The organism is Nonomuraea sp. B12E4 (assembly GCF_039871825.1).
Lineage (GTDB): Bacteria > Actinomycetota > Actinomycetes > Streptosporangiales > Streptosporangiaceae > Nonomuraea.
Genome location: NZ_JBDPME010000036.1, coordinates 50767 through 70653, shown reverse-complemented (window position 1 = coordinate 70653; position 19887 = coordinate 50767). Strand labels below are relative to the sequence as shown.

Below are 19887 nucleotides of genomic sequence, written 5' to 3'. Positions count from 1 at the left end.
CCAAGGCTCCGGCGATGATGCGTGATGACGGTGACGGCAGCATGACGATCTGGCGATGGGCCTCCAGCGGGTCAGCTTTCGCCCGTTCCACCGACTACGAGTCGGGGGGCTGGAGCACGACGGCGACGGGTGATCGGGTCGCAGCCGGTGATGTCGATGGGAACGGCACGGACGACATCGTCGCGGCCTACCCCGAAGCCGATGGCCGTTTCAGCTTCCATGTGTGGAAGAACGGCGGCGCCTATGCCGGTAAGTGGTACACCTCCTCGGGTCCTTTCTCCCTCGACCCCGTCGGTGGACGCCTCGTGGTGGGCGCCTGGTAACCGGTTCACGGATGGCACGACGGGTGAGATCGGGAGGTGAGCTACGACAGCGCGCGGGCTTGAGGCAAGGTCACGGCGCGGTTCCAGGTACTCGGCACAGCTGTGGACAGGGCGTCAAAGCCGGTCATCATCAATGAGTGACTCTGTCGGGAATCTTGATGGATTACCCGGGTTTCTGACCTTGGCGCCATCAGTGAGGACACGGAAGACCGCAGGCTTCGAGATAGCGCTGGAAGGCGGTCGGCTGGCGTGGGTGGTGATTGCCGGGCGGCTCGCGGGCTGCCAGCCGCTCGACGTTGATGGCGATCGCGGTGAGCACATGCTGGAGATGCGTTTTGGCCAGGACTCCAGCCAGTTCTGGCTGATCTTCCCGTTGGGACACCTCACCTGGCGGTGGTCGAAGTCGATGATGAAGTCGTCCAGGGAGAATCCGGCGTTGCCGATCAGTCATGCGGTGGCAATGATCCGATCTGGTGGTCGGCGACGTTGAGCGACTCCTCGACCAGCCGACGAAGGTGTCCGTGGTGGAGGGAGTACACGACGTGGCGCCCGTCCTTGCGGGCGGACACCAAGCCGGAGAGTCGGAGCTTGGCCAGGTGCTGGCTCACAGAGGGGCGGGGGGCGCCGATGGCCTCGGTCAGGGTGGTGACATCGGCTTCGCCGAGGCTCAACTGGTTCAACAGCGCCAATCGCGTGCGATCGGCGAGAAGGGCCAGAACGGACGCGGCGACTTCGAATCGCTCGTCCCTTTGCTGGGAGGTCAGCGCATCTGCGTGTGCCGCGCTCATGCTCATGACCACATCGTAGAGCCGTGGCGGCGCCTGGCGGCTGGAGCGTACCCAGCGCCGACGGCTACCTGTGGACGATCAGGACGGCGTGATGGTCGGTGCCTTCCGGGCCGTCGGGGTCGGCGTGCACCGTGGCGGCCTGCAGACGCGGTACGTCGTGGATGAGCCGATGCTCGGCTTCCACCGAGACGGCGTGCGCCTCCACCAGGGAGAGCTCATGGCTCACCACGATGTCCACCTCCGCGCGGAGAGCGTGGCCGATCCAGCGCATGCGCAGTGAACCGATGCGGCGCACGCCGGGGGTCTCGGCGACGATCTGCTCGGCCTTGGCGATCAGCGCGGGGTCGACGGCGTCCATCAGCCGGTGGTAGACCTCCCGGGCCGCGTCGCGCAGCACGTACAGGATCGCGACGGTGATGAGCAGGCCGATGATCGGGTCGGCGTACGGCCAGCCGGCCCATACGCCGGCTGCTCCGAGCAGCACGGCCAGTGACGTGAAGCCATCGGTGCGGGCGTGCAGGCCGTCGGCGACGAGGGCCGCGGAACCGATCTCGCGACCGACCCTGATCCGGTAGCGGGCCACCAGTTCGTTGCCGAGGAAGCCGATCACTCCCGCGGCGGCGACCCAGCCGAGCGCCTCCACGTCCTGCGGGTTGATCAGCCGCTTGACGGCTTCGTACCCGGCCAGGCCCGCCGAGGCGGCGATGATCAGCACGATGATGACGCCGGCCAGATCCTCGGCTCTGCCGTACCCGTAGGTGAACTGGCGCGAAGCCATCCGCCTGCCCACCGTGAAGGCGATCGCCAACGGCACCGCGGTCAGGGCGTCGGCGAAGTTGTGCAGGGTGTCGCCGAGCAGGGCCACCGATCCGGACACCATGAAGATCGCTACTTGGGTGAGGGCGGTAACGGTGAGCACGACGAAGGAGATCGCCAGAGTACGCATGCCGCGGCGGCTGGTCTCCAGTGCGTGATCTGTCCGGGCTGCCGCGTCGTGACTGTGCGGCGTCACCACATGACGGAGCCGTTCCCCTAGGGTGCGCCTGGAGGATGCGTGGCCGTGTCCGTGACCTTGCCCGTGGTGCGGTTGTGGGCGGCTGCGCACGTTCATCTGCTGCTCCTCGTCCTGTCTCGGTGGAGCACGGAGACAGTGTGGTTATGCCCGCCAAGACGTATTCATATGCGCACGCAAGCACATACTAGGTGCCTCGCCCACGCAGCAGCACAACGCCGGCCAACCGACCAGCGGGTCGACAAGCCTCGCGCCGGTGAGCACGGCCTCGATCACCAAGACACTCCCAAGCCCGGCCCTCGGATTCGGTGTGGTCTGCCGTGAGACGGGTTTGTGGTCATCGCAGGCAGACATATTCGCGAGTGCATACGTCTATACGGGTCAACCTGTCGGTGGCGCTGGCCCGTCAGCAATTCCGCTGATCACTGCCTTCCGGTGAGCTCCGCCCGAACCAGGCGCCGCTACGGCGGCGACGGGTGAACGCTGCGAAGCCAATCGCTTGGGAAGCAATCCCGGAGGACCGCGTGCACGTACCCGACGGCTTCTTCACCGTCCCGATGTCCCTTGCCGCGGGCGCCGTGGCTGCCGGCGGCGTCGCCTGGCCCCTGCGCAAGGCCAGAGACGAACTGGACGACAGGATGGCCCCGCTGGCCGGACTGGTGGCAGCCTTCGTCTTCGCCGTGCAGATGTTGAACTTTCCCGTCGGTGCCGGAACCAGCGGACACCTGCTCGGGGGCGCGTTGGCGGCGATCCTCTGCTGACGACGCTGGGCATCCAGCCCGTCAGCCTGGCCGCGCCGTGGTGGGCGTACCTGGTGATCATCGCCGCCGGCCTCGGCCTGCCCCCGTTGATGGCGCTGATGCCGCTGATCCGGGCGAGCCGGACGACCGTGCGCGCGGCGATCGACCGCCACGGCGCCGCGTCGAGACCGGGCGGTCTGCTGGTGCGGCTCAGCCGCATGCCCCGGCTCGATCGCGGGCTGCTCATGGCGCTGCGCAACACGGTGCGGAGGCCGGGCAGGTTCTGGCTCTCGACCGGGCTGCTGGCGGCTGCGGGGGCGGTGTTCGTCGCCGGGATGTCGCTCGAAGCCGGCGCGGACGCCATCACACAGGAACAGGTGGCGCAACGTACGTGGGATGTCGATGTGACACTGGCGGCGCCGGCCCCGACGGAAGCCGTCGCCGAGGTGGTGCGCAGGGTGCCGGGCGTCACCCGGGTCGAAGGATTCGGCATCATGCCGGTTGGGGTGGCCGGACCGCGTGGGTTCCCCGTCACCCTGACCTATCCCGATCAGGGACACGGCCGCATCACGGTGACTGGGCTGCCCCGTGGCATCACCTCGTTCCCCAAGCTCATCGAAGGCCGCTGGCTGAACCCGGGGGAGACCGGCGCGGTCGTGCTCAACCAGCCGCGCTGGCCACCGACGCGGTGGCCACCCGCGCCTCCCGCGTCACGGTGCGGGAAGCTCTTGCCTACTTGTGAGGCGGCTTACGTTATCGAGCATTTTGTGTATCCATGGATTCGGTAAGCCCTGTTGCGTAGGAGTTCGGATGGCGGGGCAGTGGGTGCTGCCGGCATGCCGGCAAGCTGGGCCGCGCAGCGGTTCGCGCGGCCCAGCGGCGACCCGCTCACTCGGCGTGGCGTCGAGGGGCACTGGGCTTCGTTCACAACCCTGCGTAGGAGTGCAGAGAGGTGAACAGCAGGTTGACGCCGACCAGGTTGAAGATCAGGCAGCCGTAGGCGGTGACGGCGATGACGGCGGTGCGCTGGGGGCTCCAACCCTTGGTGGCGCGGGCGTGCAGGTAGGCGGCGTAGACGACCCGGGTGATGAAGGCCCAGACCTCCTTGGGGTCCCAGCCCCAGTAGCGGCCCGGAGGTTTCCTCGGTGTCTGGGTCGAGCTTGCGTGCACGCTCCAATGCCGACAGTGCCTGTTCGGGGTTCTCCCTGCCAGGTGTTCTGCCGCAAGGGCGGCACCTTCAGGATCGGTGGCGGGATGTGGGCGCCTCCGCCTCGATGGCCAGGCGTGAACTCCCCGGCGGCCGACAACGCCTCGGCGCCCGTCCCCGCCCGTTTCCCGCCGGGCCGGGTTCGCGCAAGACGGCCGTCAGCGGGCGCAATTCTTGCGCGGGCTTGCGCTGACCCGACATCGTGTCTTGCATTCCACCTTGACCGGCAATCTGCCCAGCTCGCAGGCGTAAGCAGGGAGAAGCCGTCAAGCGCGCCTCCTGCGATAGTTATTTCCTTGCGCAATCTCGTCGAAATATTGCGGCAATCTGCTCGCCATCTTATGGTTCGGCCAACAGCCTGACCCGAAGGGCCACCGCCATGTTGAGAGTATTGTTAGCCGCCCTGACGTTACTCATCGCGACTCTCGTCGCCCTGCCCGCGCAGGCCGCCGCCGAGACCAACCTCGCCGCCGGCAAGACCGTCACCGCCAGCAGCTCCACCGACGTCTACCGCCCCTCCAACGCGACCGACGGCAACCAGGCCAGCTACTGGGAGTCGGCCAACAACCTTCCCCAGTGGATCCAGGTCGATCTCGGCGCCGCCGCCGGCATCACCAAGGTGGTGCTCAAACTCCCCACCGGCTGGCCCAGCCGCACCCAGACGCTGACCGTCCAGGGCAGCACCACCGGCGGCGCGCCCTTCTCCACCATCGCCGCCTCGGCCACCTACACCTTCAACCCGACCGCCACCATCACCTTCCCCGCCAGCACCACACGCCACGTTCGGTTGCAGATCGCCGCCAATACCGGCTGGCCGGCCGGGCAGTTGTCGGAGTTCGAGGTGTGGGGCAGCGCCCCGGAGGATCCCCCTCCCGGCGGCGGCACCAACCTGGCCCTCGGCAAACAGATCACCGAATCGTCGCACGCGCACACCTACGTGGCCGCCAACGCCAACGACAGCAACCTGCAGACCTACTGGGAAAGCGCCGGCTACCCCGGCCAGCTGACCGTGCAGCTCGGCGCCAACGCCGACCTGACCTCGATCGTCATCAAGCTCAACCCCGATGGCATCTGGGGCCGCCGCACCCAGACTCTGCAGGTGCTGGGCCGTGAGCAGAGCGCGAGCGGCTTCACCGGCCTGGTCGCCTCCGCCACCTACACCTTCGACCCGGCCACCGGCAACACCGTTGCCATCCCGGTCACGGCCGAGGTCGCCGACGTCCGGCTGCAGTTCACCGCCAACACCGGCGCCCCCGGCGGCCAGGTCGCCGAGTTCCAGATCTTCGGCACCCCGTCCGCCAACCCCGACCTCACCGTGGCGGGCCTCACCTGGACACCCACATCGCCGACCGCGGCGAACGCCATCACGTTGTCGGCCACGGTCAGGAACGTCGGCACCGTGGCCTCCGCCGCGACCTCGCTCAATTTCTACGCGGGCACCGCCAAGGTCGGCACCGCGAACGTGGGCGCGCTGAACGCCGGAGCCTCCACGACCGTGACCGCGAACATCGGAACCAGGCCGGCGGGCACGTACGACCTCTCGGCCAAGGCCGACGAGGACAACAGGGTCATCGAGCAGAACGAGGCCAACAACGCCTTCACCGCGCCCACGCCCCTGATCGTCGCCGAGGCTCCGGGCCCCGACCTGCAGGTGCTGAGCCTCACCGCCAGCCCGCCGAACCCCGCCGTCGGAGCCCGGGTCACCTTCACCGTGGCCGTGAAGAACCGCGGCACCACCACGACCGGCGCCACTTCGGTCACCAGGCTCGCGGTGGGCGGCACCACGCTCGACACCCAGACTCCGCCGATCGCCGCGGGCGCGACGGCCAACGTGGCGGTCAACGGCGGCTGGAACGCCACCAGCGGCGGCGCCACCGTCATCGCCACCGCCGACGCGACCGATGCCGTGGACGAGACCGATGAGGGCAACAACACGCTGTCGCAGACGATCGCCGTCGGCCGCGGCGCCTCGGTGCCGTACGTCGAGTACGAGGCCGAATCCGCCGCCTACCAGGGAACCCTCCTGGAGACAGACCCGCTGCGCACCTTCGGGCACACCAACTTCGCCACCGAGTCCTCAGGCAGGAAATCGGTCCGGCTCGACAGTACCGGCCAGTACGTCGAGTTCACCTCGACCAACCCGGCCAACTCGATCGTGGTGCGCAACTCGATTCCCGATGCGGCGGGCGGCGGCGGCATCGAGGGCACCATCAGCCTGTACGCCGACGGGGACTTCGTACAGAAGCTCACCCTCTCCTCCCGCCACAGCTGGCTGTACGGCACCAGCGACGACCCCGAGGCGCTGACCAACACCCCGCAGGCCAACGCCAGAAGGCTGTTCGACGAGTCGCACGCACTGCTGTCGCGCTCGTACCCGGCAGGCACCAAGTGGCGCCTGCAGCGCGACGCCGGCGACAACGCCGCCTTCTACATCATCGACCTGATCGACCTGGAACAGGTGGCGCCCCCGGCCTCCCGCCCGGCCGAATGCACCTCCATCACCGACTACGGCGCCGTACCCAACGACGGCAACGACGACACGGCCGCCATCCAGCGGGCCGTCACCGACGACCAGAACGGCGTCATCACCTGCGTGTGGATCCCGCCGGGGCAGTGGCGGCAGGAGAAGAAGATTCTCACCGACGACCCGCTGAACCGCGGCCCGTACAACCAGGTCGGCATCAGCAACGTCACGATCCGCGGCGCCGGCATGTGGCACTCCCAGCTCTACACCCTGACCGAGCCGCACCTGGCGACAGGCGGCATCAACCACCCGCACGAAGGCAACTTCGGCTTCGACATCGACAACAACGTCCAGATCTCCGACCTGGCCATCTTCGGCTCCGGCCGCATCCGCGGCGGGCCGGGCGGGGCCGAGGGCGGGGTCGGGCTGAACGGGCGGTTCGGCAGGAACACGAAGATCAGCAGCGTGTGGATCGAGCACGCCAACGTGGGCGTCTGGGTCGGCCGCGACTACGACAACATCCCCGAGTTGTGGGGACCTGCCGACGGCCTGCAGTTCAGCGGCATGCGAATCCGCGACACCTACGCCGACGGCATCAACTTCACCAACGGGACACGGAACTCGCGAGTGTTCAACTCCAGCTTCCGCACCACGGGCGACGACTCCCTGGCCGTCTGGGCCAACCGGTTCGTGAAGGACCCGTCCGTGGACATCGCCCACGACAACACGTTCGTCAACAACACCATCCAGCTGCCGTGGCGGGCGAACGGCATCGCGATCTACGGCGGGTACGGCAACAAGGTCGAGAACAACCTGATCTACGACACCATGAACTACCCCGGCATCATGCTCGCCACGGACCACGACCCGCTGCCCTTCTCGGGCCAGACGCTGATCGCCAACAACGCGCTCCATCGCTGCGGCGGCGTCTTCTGGGGCGAGGCGCAGAGGTTCGGCGCGATCACGCTCTTCGCACAGAACAGGGACATCACCGGCGTCACCATCCGCGACACTGACATTTCCGACTCGACCTACGACGGCATCCAGTTCAAGGGAGGCGGCGGCAACATGCCGAACGTCGCCATCACGAACGTACGGATCGACAAGTCCAACAACGGCGCGGGCATCCTGGCCCAGGGCAGCGCCCGCGGCAGCGCGACCCTGACCGACGTCACCATCACGAACTCGGCCACCGGCGACATCGTCAGAGAACCGGGCTCGGGCTTCGTGATCACCGGTGGCTAGGCCAACGCCGCTCTGAGAGAAGCCTGACCTGCCGCCTGTTCCGGATTTCTTCATCGGGAAGGGTCCGGAACAGGCGGAATCCGGAAATGCCGTGTCACCGCGCCGGCCCTGTTGGCGGATGGACTGCCGCCCGATCTGCCGGCGATCGCGTGAGTAGCCGGGGATCGGCAGGGCCGGTCAGATGACCGCCGCCGTTCCGCTGACCGTGATCCCGGCGGCCGTGTCCGCGGGGATGTCGACGAGGAGGCGGCCGGGGCGGCCCATGTCCGCGCCCTGGTGGATGGTGACCCGCGCCGGGGCGGCCACCAGGCCGAGGTCGCGCAGATAGGCCCCGAACGCGGCGGCCGCGGCGCCGGTCGCGGGGTCCTCGTAGACCCCGCCGGGCGGGAACGGGTCGCGGGCGTGGAAGACGTCGCCGCTCTCGCGCCAGACCAGGTGCACGGTCGTCCAGCCGCAGCGGGCCATGAGCGCGCCGAGCGCGTCCATGTCGTAGTCGAGGACGGCGAGCCGCTCGCGGGTGGCGGCGGCCAGGACGAGGTGGTCGTTGCCCGCGTTGGCCACGCGCGGCGGCAACTCCGGGTCCAGGTCTTCGGGGCGCCAGCGCAGGGCCACGAGGGCTTCGGCGAGGTCGGCGCCGGCCACGGCGGTGACCTTCGGGGGGACGCTGGTGAGGGAGGCGAGGACCCGTCCGTCGGCCGGGCGGGTCTCGACCGTGACCTCGCCCGCGGGCGTGTCGAACACCAGGCGGCCCGTGCCGGCCTGGTCGGCGACGGCCACGGCGGCGGCGATCGTCGCGTGCCCGCAGAAGGCCACCTCGGCCAGCGGGCTGAAGTAGCGCACCGTGAAGCGCCGGTCGGCGGGGTCGCCACCGGCCACCAGGAAAGCGGTCTCCGAGTAGCCGACCTCGGCCGCGACCGCCTGCATCTCCTGCTCGCTCGCGCCGCTCGCGTCGAGCACCACCCCGGCCGGGTTGCCGCCCCTGCCGTGCACATCGAACGCGGTGTAACGGGTCACCGCCAGTGAATTCCTTGACGTCATGAGACCAGTCTGCGAGTCGCGTACCATCGAAGCAAACGATGGCTTCTGATGAGATGGATCGGAAAACCCGATGGATACCCGCCTGCTTCGCAGCTTCGTGGCCGTCGTGCGCACCGGCGGCATCACCGCCGCGGCGGCCGAGCTGGGCTTCGTCCAGTCGACCGTCACCGCCCACGTGCAGACCCTCGAACGGCTCGCCGGCACCCGGCTGCTGGACAGGATCCCGGCCGGGACCACCCCCACGCGGGCCGGGGCGCTGCTCGCCGGCCGCGCGCAGGAGCTCCTCGACCTGGAGGAGCGGATGTTCGCCGAGATCGCCGCCGACGGCGGCCGCGCCACGGGCACGGTACGGCTGTGCGCCCCCGAGTCGGTGTGCGGCTCCTACCTGGCGGCCCTGCTGCCCGAGGTCAGGCGGCGCTATCCTGACGTCCGCCTCTCCCTCATGCCGGCCACCACCCGCGTGGCCTTCGCCGCGCTGGCCGACCGGCGGGCCGACCTGGCGCTCGCCCTCGAACCCTCGGTGCGCTCGGAGCAGTCCGAGGTCACCGACCTCGGCGTCCAGGAGCTCGCCCTGATCGCCCCGGCCACGACGGAGCTGCCGCGCGACCGCCCGATCACCCCGGCCGAACTGGCCGAGGGCGAGATCCTGCTCCAGGAGGAGGGCTGCTCCTACAGCGACGAACTGGCCGCGCTGATCGCCGCCGCCTCGCCCGGGGCCGTCCCGCCCAGGTTCGGCAGCGTGGAGACCGTCAAGCGGTGCGTCGAGGCCGGGCTCGGGCTCGCCCTGCTCCCCAGGACCGCCGTCGCCACCGAGCTGTCGGCCGGGCGGCTCGCCGAGCTGCGCCCCCCTTCCCTGGCCGAACAGCACCTGTGGCTGCTGCGGCCCAGGTCGCGCTGGATGTCTCCGGCGGTGGCGGCCGTCCTGTCGATGCTCGCCGAGGCGGCCCCGGCGCCTCCGGGAGGACAATGAGATCTGGACTGGGTGCTTCCACGTCGATCTGGACCAGGGCGAGCGGCTGACCGTTGGCGGCGCCCGCCGTGGCTATGAGAGCGCCGAGCACGCTCGCCACGCGGCCAAAGTCAGCGGTGGATCTCCCTGACCTGGGTCGATAAAACCGTCATCAGAAGCCGCCGCCCTTCTGGATCAGCGCCTTAGCCAGGTCTTACGCGGTCATTGGCACCCTTGGGTCATCGGGACTCGAGGGAGATCACAGATGAACGCGAACGAGCCTCACGAGCAGCGCACCGATGGGTGGAGCCAGTTCGGCTCCACTCCGCCGGCCGTCGGGGGCTTCGCCCGGCGCGACACCATCACCATGGAGCAGCCGCCTCCGCCCGCGCCGCCCAAGCCGGCTCGCTTCACCGCCGGTCAGAAGGTCCTGGCCGGGCTGGCGCTGGCCGCCATGGCGATCGGCGGCGGTGTTGTGGGGGCCGCCGTGGCCACCTCGTTCCAGCCTCGGCCGGTCGTCACCGCCAGCGCGCCGAGCCCCGCCTTCAAGGCGGCCTCCGACCAGCTCACCGTGGCCGAGGTCGCGGCGAAGGTGCAGCCGTCCGTCGTGATGATCCAGGGCCAGACCGGTGAGGGCTCCGGCGTGGTGCTGTCGCAGGACGGCCTCATCCTTACGAACAACCACGTGGTCGAGGGTGCCGAACAGGGTGGCGGGCAGATGACCGTCAAGTTCAGCGACGGCAAGACGGCCAAGGCCACCGCCGTCGGCACCGACCCCGCCACCGACCTCGCCGTCATCAGAGCCGAGGGCGTTTCCGGGCTCAGCCAGGCCACGCTCGGCGACAGCGACGCGTTGAAGGTCGGCGACGCGGTGTTGGCGATCGGCAGCCCCCTGGGCCTGGACGGGTCGGTCACGGCGGGCATCGTCAGTGCGCTGGACCGCACCCTCACCACGGGCCCGGAGCAGCGCCAGCAGATCCCGCCGGGTTGGGGCCAGGAGCAGCAGCCCAGCGGGACCACGATCGGCGGTGCCATCCAGACCGACGCCTCGATCAACCCGGGCAACTCCGGCGGAGCCCTGGTGAACGCCGCGGGCGAGCTGGTCGGCATCAACACCGCCATCGCCTCGGAGGCGGCCGGCGGCGGCGTCGGCTTCGCCATTCCGGTCAACACCGCCAAGCAGGTCTCCGAGCAGCTCATCAGCACCGGCAAGGTCACCCATGCGTTCCTCGGCGTGAGCGTCACGGACGCGACCGGCGACGTCCCGGGCGCCCTGATCGGGCAGATCACCGCGGGAAGCCCGGCGGAGAAGGCTGGGCTGCGGCAGGGCGACCTGATCACCAGGATCGGTGACACGCCGGTTGACGGAGGCGACACCGTGGTCGGGCAGGTCAGGGGCTTCAAGCCGGGCCAGCAGGTCAAGATCACTTACATGAGGGACGGCAAGACCAACGAGGTCACCGTGACCCTCCAGAAGCAGAACTGAGCACACCCCCTCAAGTTCGACTGCGCACCTCCGCCTATGTCGCGGGGGTGCGGTCGTCTGCCTTGTCCTTCCGAAGCCTGTCAGATCTTCCGGACGGTGATGCGGAGCAGTGGGGCCAGGACCACCGCGAACGGGCCATTGGGCAGCCAGGTAGCGACTGAACAGGCCGCGGTTGTTGACATTTGTCGCCACGGCGACAACATATACATATGAACAGCTCTTCAAATGACAGCGTGTTGACGGTGGACGGTTGCGCCGTCAAAGTGGTGGACGCCGACCGGGTGGCCGCCGTGTGCGAGCGGATGCCCACCACCGAGGACATGGCCGACACGGCCGACATCTTCGGCCTGCTGTCCGACCCGAACCGGCTTCGCCTGCTGGTCGCCCTGCTGGACGGAGAGTTGTGCGTGTGCGATCTCGCGGCGGTGACCGGACAGAGCGAATCTGCCGTTTCCCACGCCTTGCGCCTGCTGCGCGCGCACCGGATCGTGGCCGCACGCCGGTCGGGCCGGATGGCCTACTACCGGCTGGAAGACCCGCACGTACGGATGCTGCTCGACCTGGCGCTCGCCCATACCGAGCACACCGACGCCATCCACCCCGAACGTGACGGGGCCCCCTGATGGGCGCGGGGCACGGGCACGGGCACGCCGCCGGCCGCCACCGCTGGCGCCTGGCGGTCTCCTTCGCCTTGATCGGCGCCTACTTCGTCGTCGAGCTGGCCTACGGTCTGATCTCCGGCTCCCTGGCCCTGATGTCCGATGCCGGGCACATGGCGGCCGACGTGGTGACGCTGGGAGCGGCCCTGGTCGCCACCAAGATCGCCACCCGCCCCGACACCACCGGCCGGCGCAGCTACGGTTCCTACCGGGCCGAGGTGTTCGCCTCGCTGCTGGCCGTCGTCCTGATGCTGGGTGTCGCGGTCTACGTGGTCGCCGAGGCCATCGGCCGCCTCGGCGGTCCCGCTGAGGTCTCCTTCGGGCCGATGCTCGTCGTCGGCGCCATCGGGCTGGTCGTCAATCTGATCGCGCTGTTCCTGCTGCGCTCCGGCGCGAGTGAAAGCCTCAACGTCAAGGGCGCCTACCTGGAAGTCGTGGCCGACACCGCGGGCTCGGTCGGTGTCATCATCGCGGGCTGGCTCGTGGCCGCCACCGGGCAGGCGTACTGGGACACTCTCATCGCGTTGGCCATCGGCGTCTTCGTCGCCGTGCGGGCGATCTCGCTCGGCCGCCAGGTGTTCGCCGTGCTCGGGCAGCACGTCCCCGAGGGCATGGACGCCTCCGCGGTGGCGGCTGATCTGGCTGCCATCGACGGCGTCCGCGACGTGCACGATCTGCACTTGTGGACGCTGACCTCCGGTATGAACGTCGCCACCGCCCACCTCGTCACCGGCGATCAGAGCGATCACCACGCCGTGCTGGATCAGGCCCGCGAGCTCCTCCGCCTGCGCCACGGCGTCGCCCATGCCACCTTGCAGGTCGAACCCGCCGACCACAGCGGATGCGACGAACTCGGCTGGTGACCGCGGGAGGGCGCGGCTTCGGCGGGAATGTGTCCGTCCGGTTGCAGTGCGTCGGTGGTCCAGGTGGATGCTGCCGGACCGGCAGGTTCGCTGGTTCGGCAGCATCCTGGTGAATCAGGCGGGAACCACCTCGTAGCCAACCTCTTCCACGACGTTCCTGATCTGCTCGTCATCAAGCGGCCCGTCTGAGGTGACCGTCACCTGCCCCGTCGCCAGGTCGACGTCAACCGAAGAGACCCCGGCAACCTTGCGGATCTCGGCCGTGACCTTGCCGGCGCACCCGCTGCAGGTCATCCCGGACACCTTGTACGTGCTCGCGCTCATTCCACACTCCACTACGCTCGATACCCCTAGCAGGTATGCGCAGGAACGTACGTCCGATCGCCGCAAAACGCAAGCTCTACCGGTAGGGGGTATATGAGGCGCATGTCACACTGTGAATCATATACCTGGTAGGGGTATCTTCGGGCCCATGAGAACGCTGAACAAGATCACCGTGGTCGGTGCCTCCCTGGCAGGGCTGCGTGCCGTACAGGCTTTGCGGAGGGAGGGCTTCGACCGCGACATCACGCTGGTCGGCGCGGAAACGCACACCCCCTACAACCGGCCACCGCTGTCGAAGAGCGTGCTGAGCGGCGACGACGATGTCACGCTGCCGGGTGCGGACGAGCTCGGCGATCAGTGGTTGCGTGGCAGGCGGGCCGTGCGACTCGACGCCCGGCACCGGGCGGTCATCCTCGATGACGGGACCGAGCTGGGCTATGACGGTCTGGTCATCGCCAGCGGCGCCCGCCCCCGGCGGCTCGGCGACGCGCGCACTCTGCGTACCATCGAGGACGCGCTGGCTCTGCGGGCGAAGCTGGCCTCGGGTTGCGAGCACGTCCTGATCATCGGCGGCGGGTTCATCGGCGGCGAGGTGGCCTCCACGGCACGACAGCTTGGCCGGAAGGTCACCCTGATCGACTCCGGGCCGTACCCCATGCACGCAGGGGTGGGTGAGGAGGCGGCGCGCTGGCTGGCCGCGCACCACGAGCGCAATGGCGTGGAGCTCGTCACGAACGTCCGGGTCACCACCGTCGAGGGCACCCAGGTACGGCTGAGCGACGGCCGCTCACTGAGTGCGGATCTCGTCATCGGGGGCCTGGGCGTGAGGCCCAACACCGAGTGGCTGGACGGCAGCGGCCTGGCGGTGGACGACGGCGTGTTGTGTGAGCCGACGTTGTTCGCCCGCGATTCGGCGGACATCGTGGCGGCCGGCGATGTGGTCCGCTGGCCACACGGCCTGTTCGACGGGGAGTTGGTTCGCGTCGAGCACTGGTCCAACGCCAACGAGCAGGGTGCGGTGGCCGCTCACAACCTGCTGGCAGGGCCGGGGGACGCTCAGCCGTTCCTGGAGGTGCCCAACTTCGCCACGCACGTGCACGGCGCCCGCGTCCAGACGGCCGGGCTACCGCATTTGGCGGACCAGGCGAGCATCGTCACGGGCAGCCTTCAGGAGGATCGCTTCGCTGTGGCCTTCACGCGGACCGGCGTCATGGTGGGCGCGGTGGCGGTCAACGCACCGAAGGACCTGATCAAGCTCAAACGTGCCATCGCGGCACGCGAAACCGTCCGACCGCAGGAGACGACCATCCGCTGAGGTCCGGGTGAGCCGGTACGGATGCCCTACGGCCCGGTCCCTGCCGCGCCGCCGCGTCACAGGGGCCGGGCAGGACCCCGGTGACAAAAGCGGTAGCCCGTGCGGGCCGACATCCGATCAGGCGGCGTCGAGGGCCTCGGTGATCTTGCGGGCCGGCTTCGTGTCGTGGGAGGCGAGGCCGAGGCTGCAGCAGCCCCGCTCTGGAGAAGCCGCCATGCTGTTTCCCATCATGAATCTCTTTGCGTAGCGTGTTCGACCTTGCGAGACCCGCCCCGGCGGGGCGCTTCTGGCTTCGATGAGCGACGCAGGGGGATCGGGGGTGAGCCCGGCGTGCTCATGGGTCGACCATCGCCGACCGCTCTGATACCGGGCCGTTGCCGTCCTGACACCGCCGCTGACACGGGGCGAGCAGCAGCCGGTGTGGTTCTCGAAGAGGCGCGTGCCCCCGGCGGTGGCCGGGGGCACGCGATGTGAACGAGTTAGAAGCGCAGCCCGTCGGCCCCGTTGACGACCGGCAGGCTGATCCGGCTCCCGTGCAGGTCGATGGCGATCCGGCCGCCGAGCGCCACCTGGTCGCGGGCGGGGCGGGTCTGGCTCGGATCGGCGTTGTAGTTGCCGGTCAGCACCAGCCCGATGCGATGGCCCGCGGGGATGATGTGCTCGGTCGGCAAGGTGTTCCACCGGACCTGGTACTGCTTGCCCGGCTTGAGGTCGTCGCTTCGCCTCAGGTCAGGCATGTTCCGGACGTCCACGTGGCCCCATGCGAGCACCCGCTCCGGCGTGATGGCCGAGGTGGCCTCCATGGGCGTCGCGCAGCCGGTGAGGTTGGCGAGGTTCTCCGGCTGGCACGGCTCCTGCACCAGCTCCAGCGGTTCCTTGCCGGCCACGGTGACGGTCGGGCCCTCGCCGTAGTCGACCAGCATCGCCGACAGAAGCGCGCTCGTCTTGTCGGTGGTCATCCGGACCTCGATGCTCGGGGTGCCCGAGAGCCGCAGGTCCCGCGCCAGCGGCGGGGTGACGTAGGCGAGCCGGCCCGCGCGGGCCTGGGACGGGTCGCCGATCTTGAGGGCCTGGGACTCGATCTGGTCGACGAAGCTCTGCGTCGGGTTGCCGGCGGGCGAATCGAGTGACAGGGTGCCGGCTGCCTCGCCGGTGGCCGGGCCGAGCGAGAGCTTCACCTCGGACGCGCTCGCGTCCGGCCAACTGGCATGCGTCTCCCAGGAGCCGTCGGGCCGCTGGATGTCGGCCATCGGCTCGTCCATGACGCCGTTGTCGATGTCGTACAGCCATTGGTCCATCCACCGGTGCATCACGCTCTGCCACTCCGCGTTGCGGAAGCTGGTGGGGTTGGCGTGGGCGCCGCGGTGGATCCAGATCTTGCGCGGCATCTGACGCTTGGCGACCTCGTACCAGAGGTTGGCGAAGTGCATCGTCTTGACGTTGTAGTCGGTCAGGCCGTGCACCATGAACACCGAGGTCTTGGCCGTCTTGATCTTGTTCGCGTCGGGGATGTAGTTGCGGTCCTGCCAGAACGGGGTGAAGTCGCTGTCGCTGGCCTGTTCCTCGTCACCGAGCGCCTTGATGCGAGTCTTGCAGGCATCGACCGAGGCCGAGCCGGGGGCGCTTCGCCCGACTGAGACGTAGTCGGCGAGGTACTCGGTGTACCGGGTGCCCCAGCCGGCCCAGGCGATGCCCTGGTCGTTGGCGTAGCTGTACCAGTTGGAGATCGCCGCGATCGGTACGACGGTGCGCAGACCCTCGACGCCCTCCGTGGCCACGGCGTTGGGCAGGGTGCCGACATAGGAGACGCCCTGCATGCCCACATTGCCGGTGCTCCAGCCGGCGACGGCCTCCGTGCCGTCGGAGTAGTAGCCTCGCGCCCGGCCGCCCAGCCAGTCGACCGCGGCCTTGATGCTGATGGTGTCCTCGGGGCCGCCGGTGGTCGGGCATCCGAAGGAACGGCCCGTGCCCTGCATCTCGACCTGGGCGATGGCGTAACCGCGCGGTACGAAGTACTCGTCCCACCAGCCGGGGAAGCCGCGGGTGCGGTCGGGCGGGGGCTGGGAGGAGCGCCCGAAATAGGGGCTCGCTTCCATGATGGTGGGAACCTTGAGTCCCGAACCGGTCTCACGCGGGCGGATGATGTCCATGGCGATCAGGTCATGACGTCCGTCGCCGTCGCTGTCCATCGGTGTCTCCACGTAGACGACCTCCTGGATCGCCTCGGAATAGGAGAACACCGGCTGCGTCACGCCGCCCTCGACGGCGATCGCCGTCGCCTGTATCTCCGCTGCCGCTGCCGGCCCCATGCCCGAGGCCGCCAGTGCGGCGCAGGTCGCTATGATCGAGACTGTCCGGGCTAAGTTCATGCACGCCTCCGTCACCTGACCAGGGTTGACAACGTGAGTGCGTGGAGGCCCTCAACATTGTCAGAGGGAGCGTAGGCAGGCCGCTGTGACCTGTCATCGGACGGACGTTGCGAGATCGAGATCCGGCATCCGACAAACTGCGGAACACCGAGCGCAGCCTTCCCACCGCGAGCGACAGGCGGTGCGCTGTCACAGCGCCATAGTCGCCACCCCAGCCGCTGCTCCATGGCCGTTTCCTCGCTGTTTCCAACCATCCGATGACGGTGGCCTCAGGGAAGGAGCAGCCCCCAGTACAGCGCCCACGGCACGAACACCGCGCCGCCCGCGATCAAGAGCCCGAGCCGGGCCTTCTCGCCACGGCCGGCGGCCTGCCGCCACCGGCCCGCCATGGCCACCGTGACCAGGGTGGCCACGGCGGTCGCGATGGCGACGGCCTGGAGCGCGAGCCAGACGACGGGCCTGCCTGCCAGCAACGGCCCGGGCGCGGCCAGCTTCCCGCCCGTCATGATCACGTAGAACAGGTACGAGAACCCGCCCAGCATCACCGTGAGCCCACCGGCGCTGACCAGCCGGGCGGCCCTGACCGGCACCACCTCGACCCTGGTGCGCCTGACCCGACGGACCAGGGCCACCACGGGATACGCCCCGAACCCCGCCAGGAGCAGCACCAGCACCACGAGCTGCACCCCCGCCGACTCCCACCACTCGGTGGGCGGCACCCCCACGGAGTCGTCGGCCTGCACCGGCGCCGGCCCCGAGATCTGGGCCTCGGGAGCCTGCCCCGAGGTCGCCTGGCTCACCCACGTCCCGACCAGCGCCGCGTAGCCGGGAGCCAGCTCGGGCAGCCGGGTGACCCCGCCGTCGGGCGTCAGGTGGGCGGCATGGTCGGCACCGGCGAAGAACCGGAACGTGTAGTGGCGGTTGCCGCCCTTCTCCAGGGCCTGGGCGAAAATCGGCGGCGACTCCCGGGGCGGCGTCAGCAGATCGTGCTCGCCCCAGATGGCGAGCACGGGCTGCCGCACTCGTCCGAGGACCGGCTCCGGATCATGGTAGGGCTCGGGGAACATCCCGCCATCAGCGATCACCCGGTACAGGGTGGGCTCGGCCCGGTCCACCAGCGAGCCGCTCACGCCCGCCTTACGCAGCCCCGCCGCCACCGCCCAGGTCTGCTGCCGCAGCGGGTTGAGGGCGTTGGCGCCGACGACGATGACGAAGGCGATGTGGGTGGATCGGGAGGCGGCGATCGGCGCCACCCATCCCCCCTCGCTGAGCCCCCAGATGCCCACCTTGCCCGGATCGACCCCCGGCTGGCGCCGGAGCGTCTCGACGGCGCCCAGTGCGTCGTCGGCGAGCTGCGCGTACGACCGCGTGAACGTGGAGTAGCCCTCGGACCGCTTGTCGTAGACGAGCACGGACATGCCCTGCCGGGCGAAGGCCACGGCCTCGCCCAGCAGCTTGTCCCGCGGCGTACCGGTGCCCGCGCCGTGCACCAGCACGACTCCCGGGCGCGCGTCCTTGGCGCCGGCCGGGGTGATCACGCTGCCGTGCAGCAGCAGGTCGCCGTTGCCGCGGAAGCTCACCTCGGTGGAGGTGAGGTCGGCCGGCAGCGGGGGCGGCGCGGTGGCGGAGGCCGGGCCCGTGAGCAGGATTGACGCGGCGACGATGGCCGCGAGGACTCGTTTCATATTGCCGACATTAGTCTGCAGAGAGATATCGGCAAAGGGATGTCTGCAGATATCGTTCTGGAGGACTAGCCTGATCGTCATGAAGGATGATGAGCCGTTCGTGCTGAACGACCCGGACCGGCTCAAGGCGCTGGCCCACCCGATGCGCCGCCGCATGCTGACCCACCTCAACGTGCACGGCCCGGCCACCTCCACCACTCTCGGCGAGCTGCTCGGCGCGAAGACCGGCACGACCAGCTACCACCTGCGCCAGTTGGAGAAGTACGGCTTCATCGAGGAGATCCCCGAGCGCTCGTCCGGCCGTGAACGCTGGTGGCGGCGCGCCGCGCTCCCCCGGGACATGCGCCTGCCGGTCCCCGACCAGGTGGCGCCCGAGGACCGGGCGGTGCTGGAGGAGTTTCACCGGGTCGGCTACGAGGAGGACCGCGTCCTGTTCGAGCGCTTCCCGGCCGCCTACCGCGCCGACCCCGGCTGGGCCAAGGGTTCGCGCGGGCTGGTCCGTGTGACCAAGGAGGAGCTTGACGCCTTCCACGACGAGTACATCGCCCTGCTCCTCCGCTACAGCCGCAAGGCCGAAGAGGCCCCACCGGACAGCCGCCCCGTCTATGTCCGCCTCTTCACCCTGCCCGCGGACGAGGACTGAGAGCGGCCGGACCGCGTGGATGGTGGCCCGATATCTCCGGCCCCGCGCTACACCTCCTGAGCCGCCGTCCGGACCGGGCGATCCTCCGGCGCGAGGGTCCCATGGCCGGGAGTGCGTTGCGAGGCGGTGCGCCGGCGGTAGTAGTGCACGGTCAGCAGCGCGAGCAGGGGGCTCCAGGCGGCCAGCGGCCAGTACATGACGTGGAAGAGCACCGTCTGCCAGCCGTGCGTGACCAACCCGACGGGGCGGCCGCCGTCGATCCTCATGCCGAGACTCATCATGATCATCGCGTACGGGAAGATCGACAACGCGAGCGCACCGAGACCGGCAGGCACGACCGCGGCCATGACCGGCACCCGGCGCCCGCCCAGGACCGGCACCCAGCCCGGCCACACCTCGCCCCACTCGCTGATCAGCCCGACGGCGAGGAAGGCCGCCGCCTCGCTCACCACGCTGAGCAGCAGGACATACCACCACCCGCTGACCAGCTCCTCCTGGCCGGCGGGTGGCGTGGGGTTGAACTCCAGCAGCGGAACATGCAAGGCAAAGCCGGCGACGCGCCACAGACTGGAGGGCAGCACGACCAGCGGGATGGCGTAGGCGGCCAGCCTGGCCCAGCGTGGTACGCCGGCCGCGGTCCGGCCGTGCAGGGTGCTCCAGATGGTGCGAACAGCCATGGGGGCTCTCCTCGAACGACGTCAACGGGTTGGCGCCTTCGAGGATCACACTCGGTCCGGGCGACGCTCATCCCTCATCTGAGGGAGATCGGCGGCGGTT

At 69.4% G+C, this 19887-nt stretch carries 18 protein-coding genes and 1 pseudogene; 11 read left to right on the top strand and 8 right to left on the bottom strand.

Going from position 1 to position 19887, the window contains the following annotated elements; all coding sequences use genetic code 11:
* Both ABGB18_RS43915 and ABGB18_RS43910 read left to right on the top strand, forming a co-directional pair.
* Positions 1 to 323: hypothetical protein (locus tag ABGB18_RS43915; RefSeq protein ID WP_347701637.1), on the top strand; the 323-nt coding region annotated here is incomplete at its 5' end.
* A gap of 133 nt (positions 324 to 456) precedes the next feature.
* Entirely contained in the window at positions 457 to 813 is a 357-nt protein-coding gene (locus tag ABGB18_RS43910; RefSeq protein WP_347701636.1) for a hypothetical protein, read from the top strand.
* Here the strand turns inward: ABGB18_RS43910 and ABGB18_RS43905 are convergent.
* Both ABGB18_RS43905 and ABGB18_RS43900 read right to left on the bottom strand, forming a co-directional pair.
* On the bottom strand, positions 767 to 1111 hold the full coding sequence (locus ABGB18_RS43905; protein ID WP_347701639.1) for a metalloregulator ArsR/SmtB family transcription factor: 345 nt from the start codon (positions 1109 to 1111) through the stop codon (positions 767 to 769). The two genes, ABGB18_RS43910 and ABGB18_RS43905, sit on opposite strands and share 47 nt — an antisense overlap.
* A 64-nt stretch (positions 1112 to 1175) precedes the next feature.
* Positions 1176 to 2057 carry a cation diffusion facilitator family transporter gene (locus ABGB18_RS43900; protein WP_347701635.1) on the bottom strand — a complete coding sequence of 294 codons (882 nt, stop codon included), beginning with the start codon at positions 2055 to 2057 and terminating at the stop codon, positions 1176 to 1178.
* A 590-nt stretch (positions 2058 to 2647) separates the two neighbouring features.
* Here ABGB18_RS43900 and ABGB18_RS43895 point away from each other — a divergent pair.
* Entirely contained in the window at positions 2648 to 2884 is a 237-nt protein-coding gene (locus ABGB18_RS43895) for an energy-coupling factor ABC transporter permease (protein ID WP_347701634.1), read from the top strand.
* A 53-nt stretch (positions 2885 to 2937) separates the two neighbouring features.
* Complete coding sequence (locus tag ABGB18_RS43890) at positions 2938 to 3651, top strand: hypothetical protein (protein WP_347701633.1); 714 nt, start codon at positions 2938 to 2940, stop codon at positions 3649 to 3651.
* 136 nt (positions 3652 to 3787) lie between these two features.
* Here ABGB18_RS43890 and ccsA read toward each other — a convergent pair.
* A pseudogene (gene ccsA / locus ABGB18_RS43885) lies at positions 3788 to 3994 on the bottom strand (cytochrome c biogenesis protein CcsA); the annotation flags it as partial.
* 467 nt (positions 3995 to 4461) lie between these two features.
* Between ccsA and ABGB18_RS43880 the strand changes: the two are divergent.
* A complete protein-coding gene (locus tag ABGB18_RS43880; RefSeq protein WP_347701632.1) occupies positions 4462 to 7779 on the top strand; it encodes a CARDB domain-containing protein in 3318 nt (1105 codons plus the stop codon).
* A gap of 177 nt (positions 7780 to 7956) precedes the next feature.
* Here the strand turns inward: ABGB18_RS43880 and ABGB18_RS43875 are convergent, their stop codons facing one another.
* Positions 7957 to 8817: a PhzF family phenazine biosynthesis isomerase gene (locus ABGB18_RS43875; protein WP_347701631.1), complete on the bottom strand. Its 861-nt coding sequence runs from the start codon at positions 8815 to 8817 to the stop codon at positions 7957 to 7959.
* Between the two features lie 70 nt (positions 8818 to 8887).
* Here ABGB18_RS43875 and ABGB18_RS43870 point away from each other — a divergent pair, with 70 nt between their 5' ends.
* The 4 genes from ABGB18_RS43870 to ABGB18_RS43855 all read left to right on the top strand — a co-directional run bounded on the left by ABGB18_RS43870 (position 8888) and on the right by ABGB18_RS43855 (position 12774).
* On the top strand, positions 8888 to 9787 hold the full coding sequence (locus ABGB18_RS43870) for a LysR family transcriptional regulator (protein ID WP_347701630.1): 900 nt from the start codon (positions 8888 to 8890) through the stop codon (positions 9785 to 9787).
* A 244-nt stretch (positions 9788 to 10031) separates the two neighbouring features.
* Positions 10032 to 11252 carry a trypsin-like peptidase domain-containing protein gene (locus ABGB18_RS43865; protein ID WP_347701629.1) on the top strand — a complete coding sequence of 407 codons (1221 nt, stop codon included), beginning with the start codon at positions 10032 to 10034 and terminating at the stop codon, positions 11250 to 11252.
* Positions 11253 to 11461: 209 nt separating this feature from the next.
* Positions 11462 to 11875 carry a metalloregulator ArsR/SmtB family transcription factor gene (locus ABGB18_RS43860; protein ID WP_347701628.1) on the top strand — a complete coding sequence of 138 codons (414 nt, stop codon included), beginning with the start codon at positions 11462 to 11464 and terminating at the stop codon, positions 11873 to 11875.
* The gene (locus tag ABGB18_RS43855; protein ID WP_347701627.1) at positions 11875 to 12774 is read left to right on the top strand and encodes a cation diffusion facilitator family transporter; all 900 of its coding nucleotides are present in this window, start codon (positions 11875 to 11877) and stop codon (positions 12772 to 12774) included. Before ABGB18_RS43860 ends, ABGB18_RS43855 begins: the two co-directional genes overlap by 1 nt.
* A 114-nt stretch (positions 12775 to 12888) precedes the next feature.
* Here ABGB18_RS43855 and ABGB18_RS43850 read toward each other — a convergent pair whose 3' ends face one another.
* On the bottom strand, positions 12889 to 13098 hold the full coding sequence (locus tag ABGB18_RS43850) for a heavy metal-associated domain-containing protein (RefSeq protein WP_090933791.1): 210 nt from the start codon (positions 13096 to 13098) through the stop codon (positions 12889 to 12891).
* A 148-nt stretch (positions 13099 to 13246) separates the two neighbouring features.
* Here ABGB18_RS43850 and ABGB18_RS43845 point away from each other — a divergent pair, with 148 nt between their 5' ends.
* Positions 13247 to 14413, top strand: a complete 1167-nt coding sequence (locus ABGB18_RS43845; protein ID WP_347701626.1) for an FAD-dependent oxidoreductase — start codon at positions 13247 to 13249, stop codon at positions 14411 to 14413.
* Between the two features lie 479 nt (positions 14414 to 14892).
* Here ABGB18_RS43845 and ABGB18_RS43840 read toward each other — a convergent pair whose 3' ends face one another.
* On the bottom strand, positions 14893 to 16782 hold the full coding sequence (locus ABGB18_RS43840; protein ID WP_347701625.1) for a CocE/NonD family hydrolase: 1890 nt from the start codon (positions 16780 to 16782) through the stop codon (positions 14893 to 14895).
* Positions 16783 to 17051: 269 nt separating this feature from the next.
* Complete coding sequence (locus ABGB18_RS43835; RefSeq protein WP_347701624.1) at positions 17052 to 18467, bottom strand: prolyl oligopeptidase family serine peptidase; 1416 nt, start codon at positions 18465 to 18467, stop codon at positions 17052 to 17054.
* A gap of 79 nt (positions 18468 to 18546) precedes the next feature.
* Between ABGB18_RS43835 and ABGB18_RS43830 the strand changes: the two genes are divergently transcribed.
* Entirely contained in the window at positions 18547 to 19110 is a 564-nt protein-coding gene (locus ABGB18_RS43830) for a helix-turn-helix domain-containing protein (protein WP_347701623.1), read from the top strand.
* Between the two features lie 47 nt (positions 19111 to 19157).
* On the opposite strand, the gene ABGB18_RS43825 is transcribed toward ABGB18_RS43830, so the two are convergent.
* Positions 19158 to 19787, bottom strand: a complete 630-nt coding sequence (locus tag ABGB18_RS43825) for a hypothetical protein (RefSeq protein ID WP_347701622.1) — start codon at positions 19785 to 19787, stop codon at positions 19158 to 19160.
* Between the last annotated feature and the right edge of the window lie 100 nt (positions 19788 to 19887).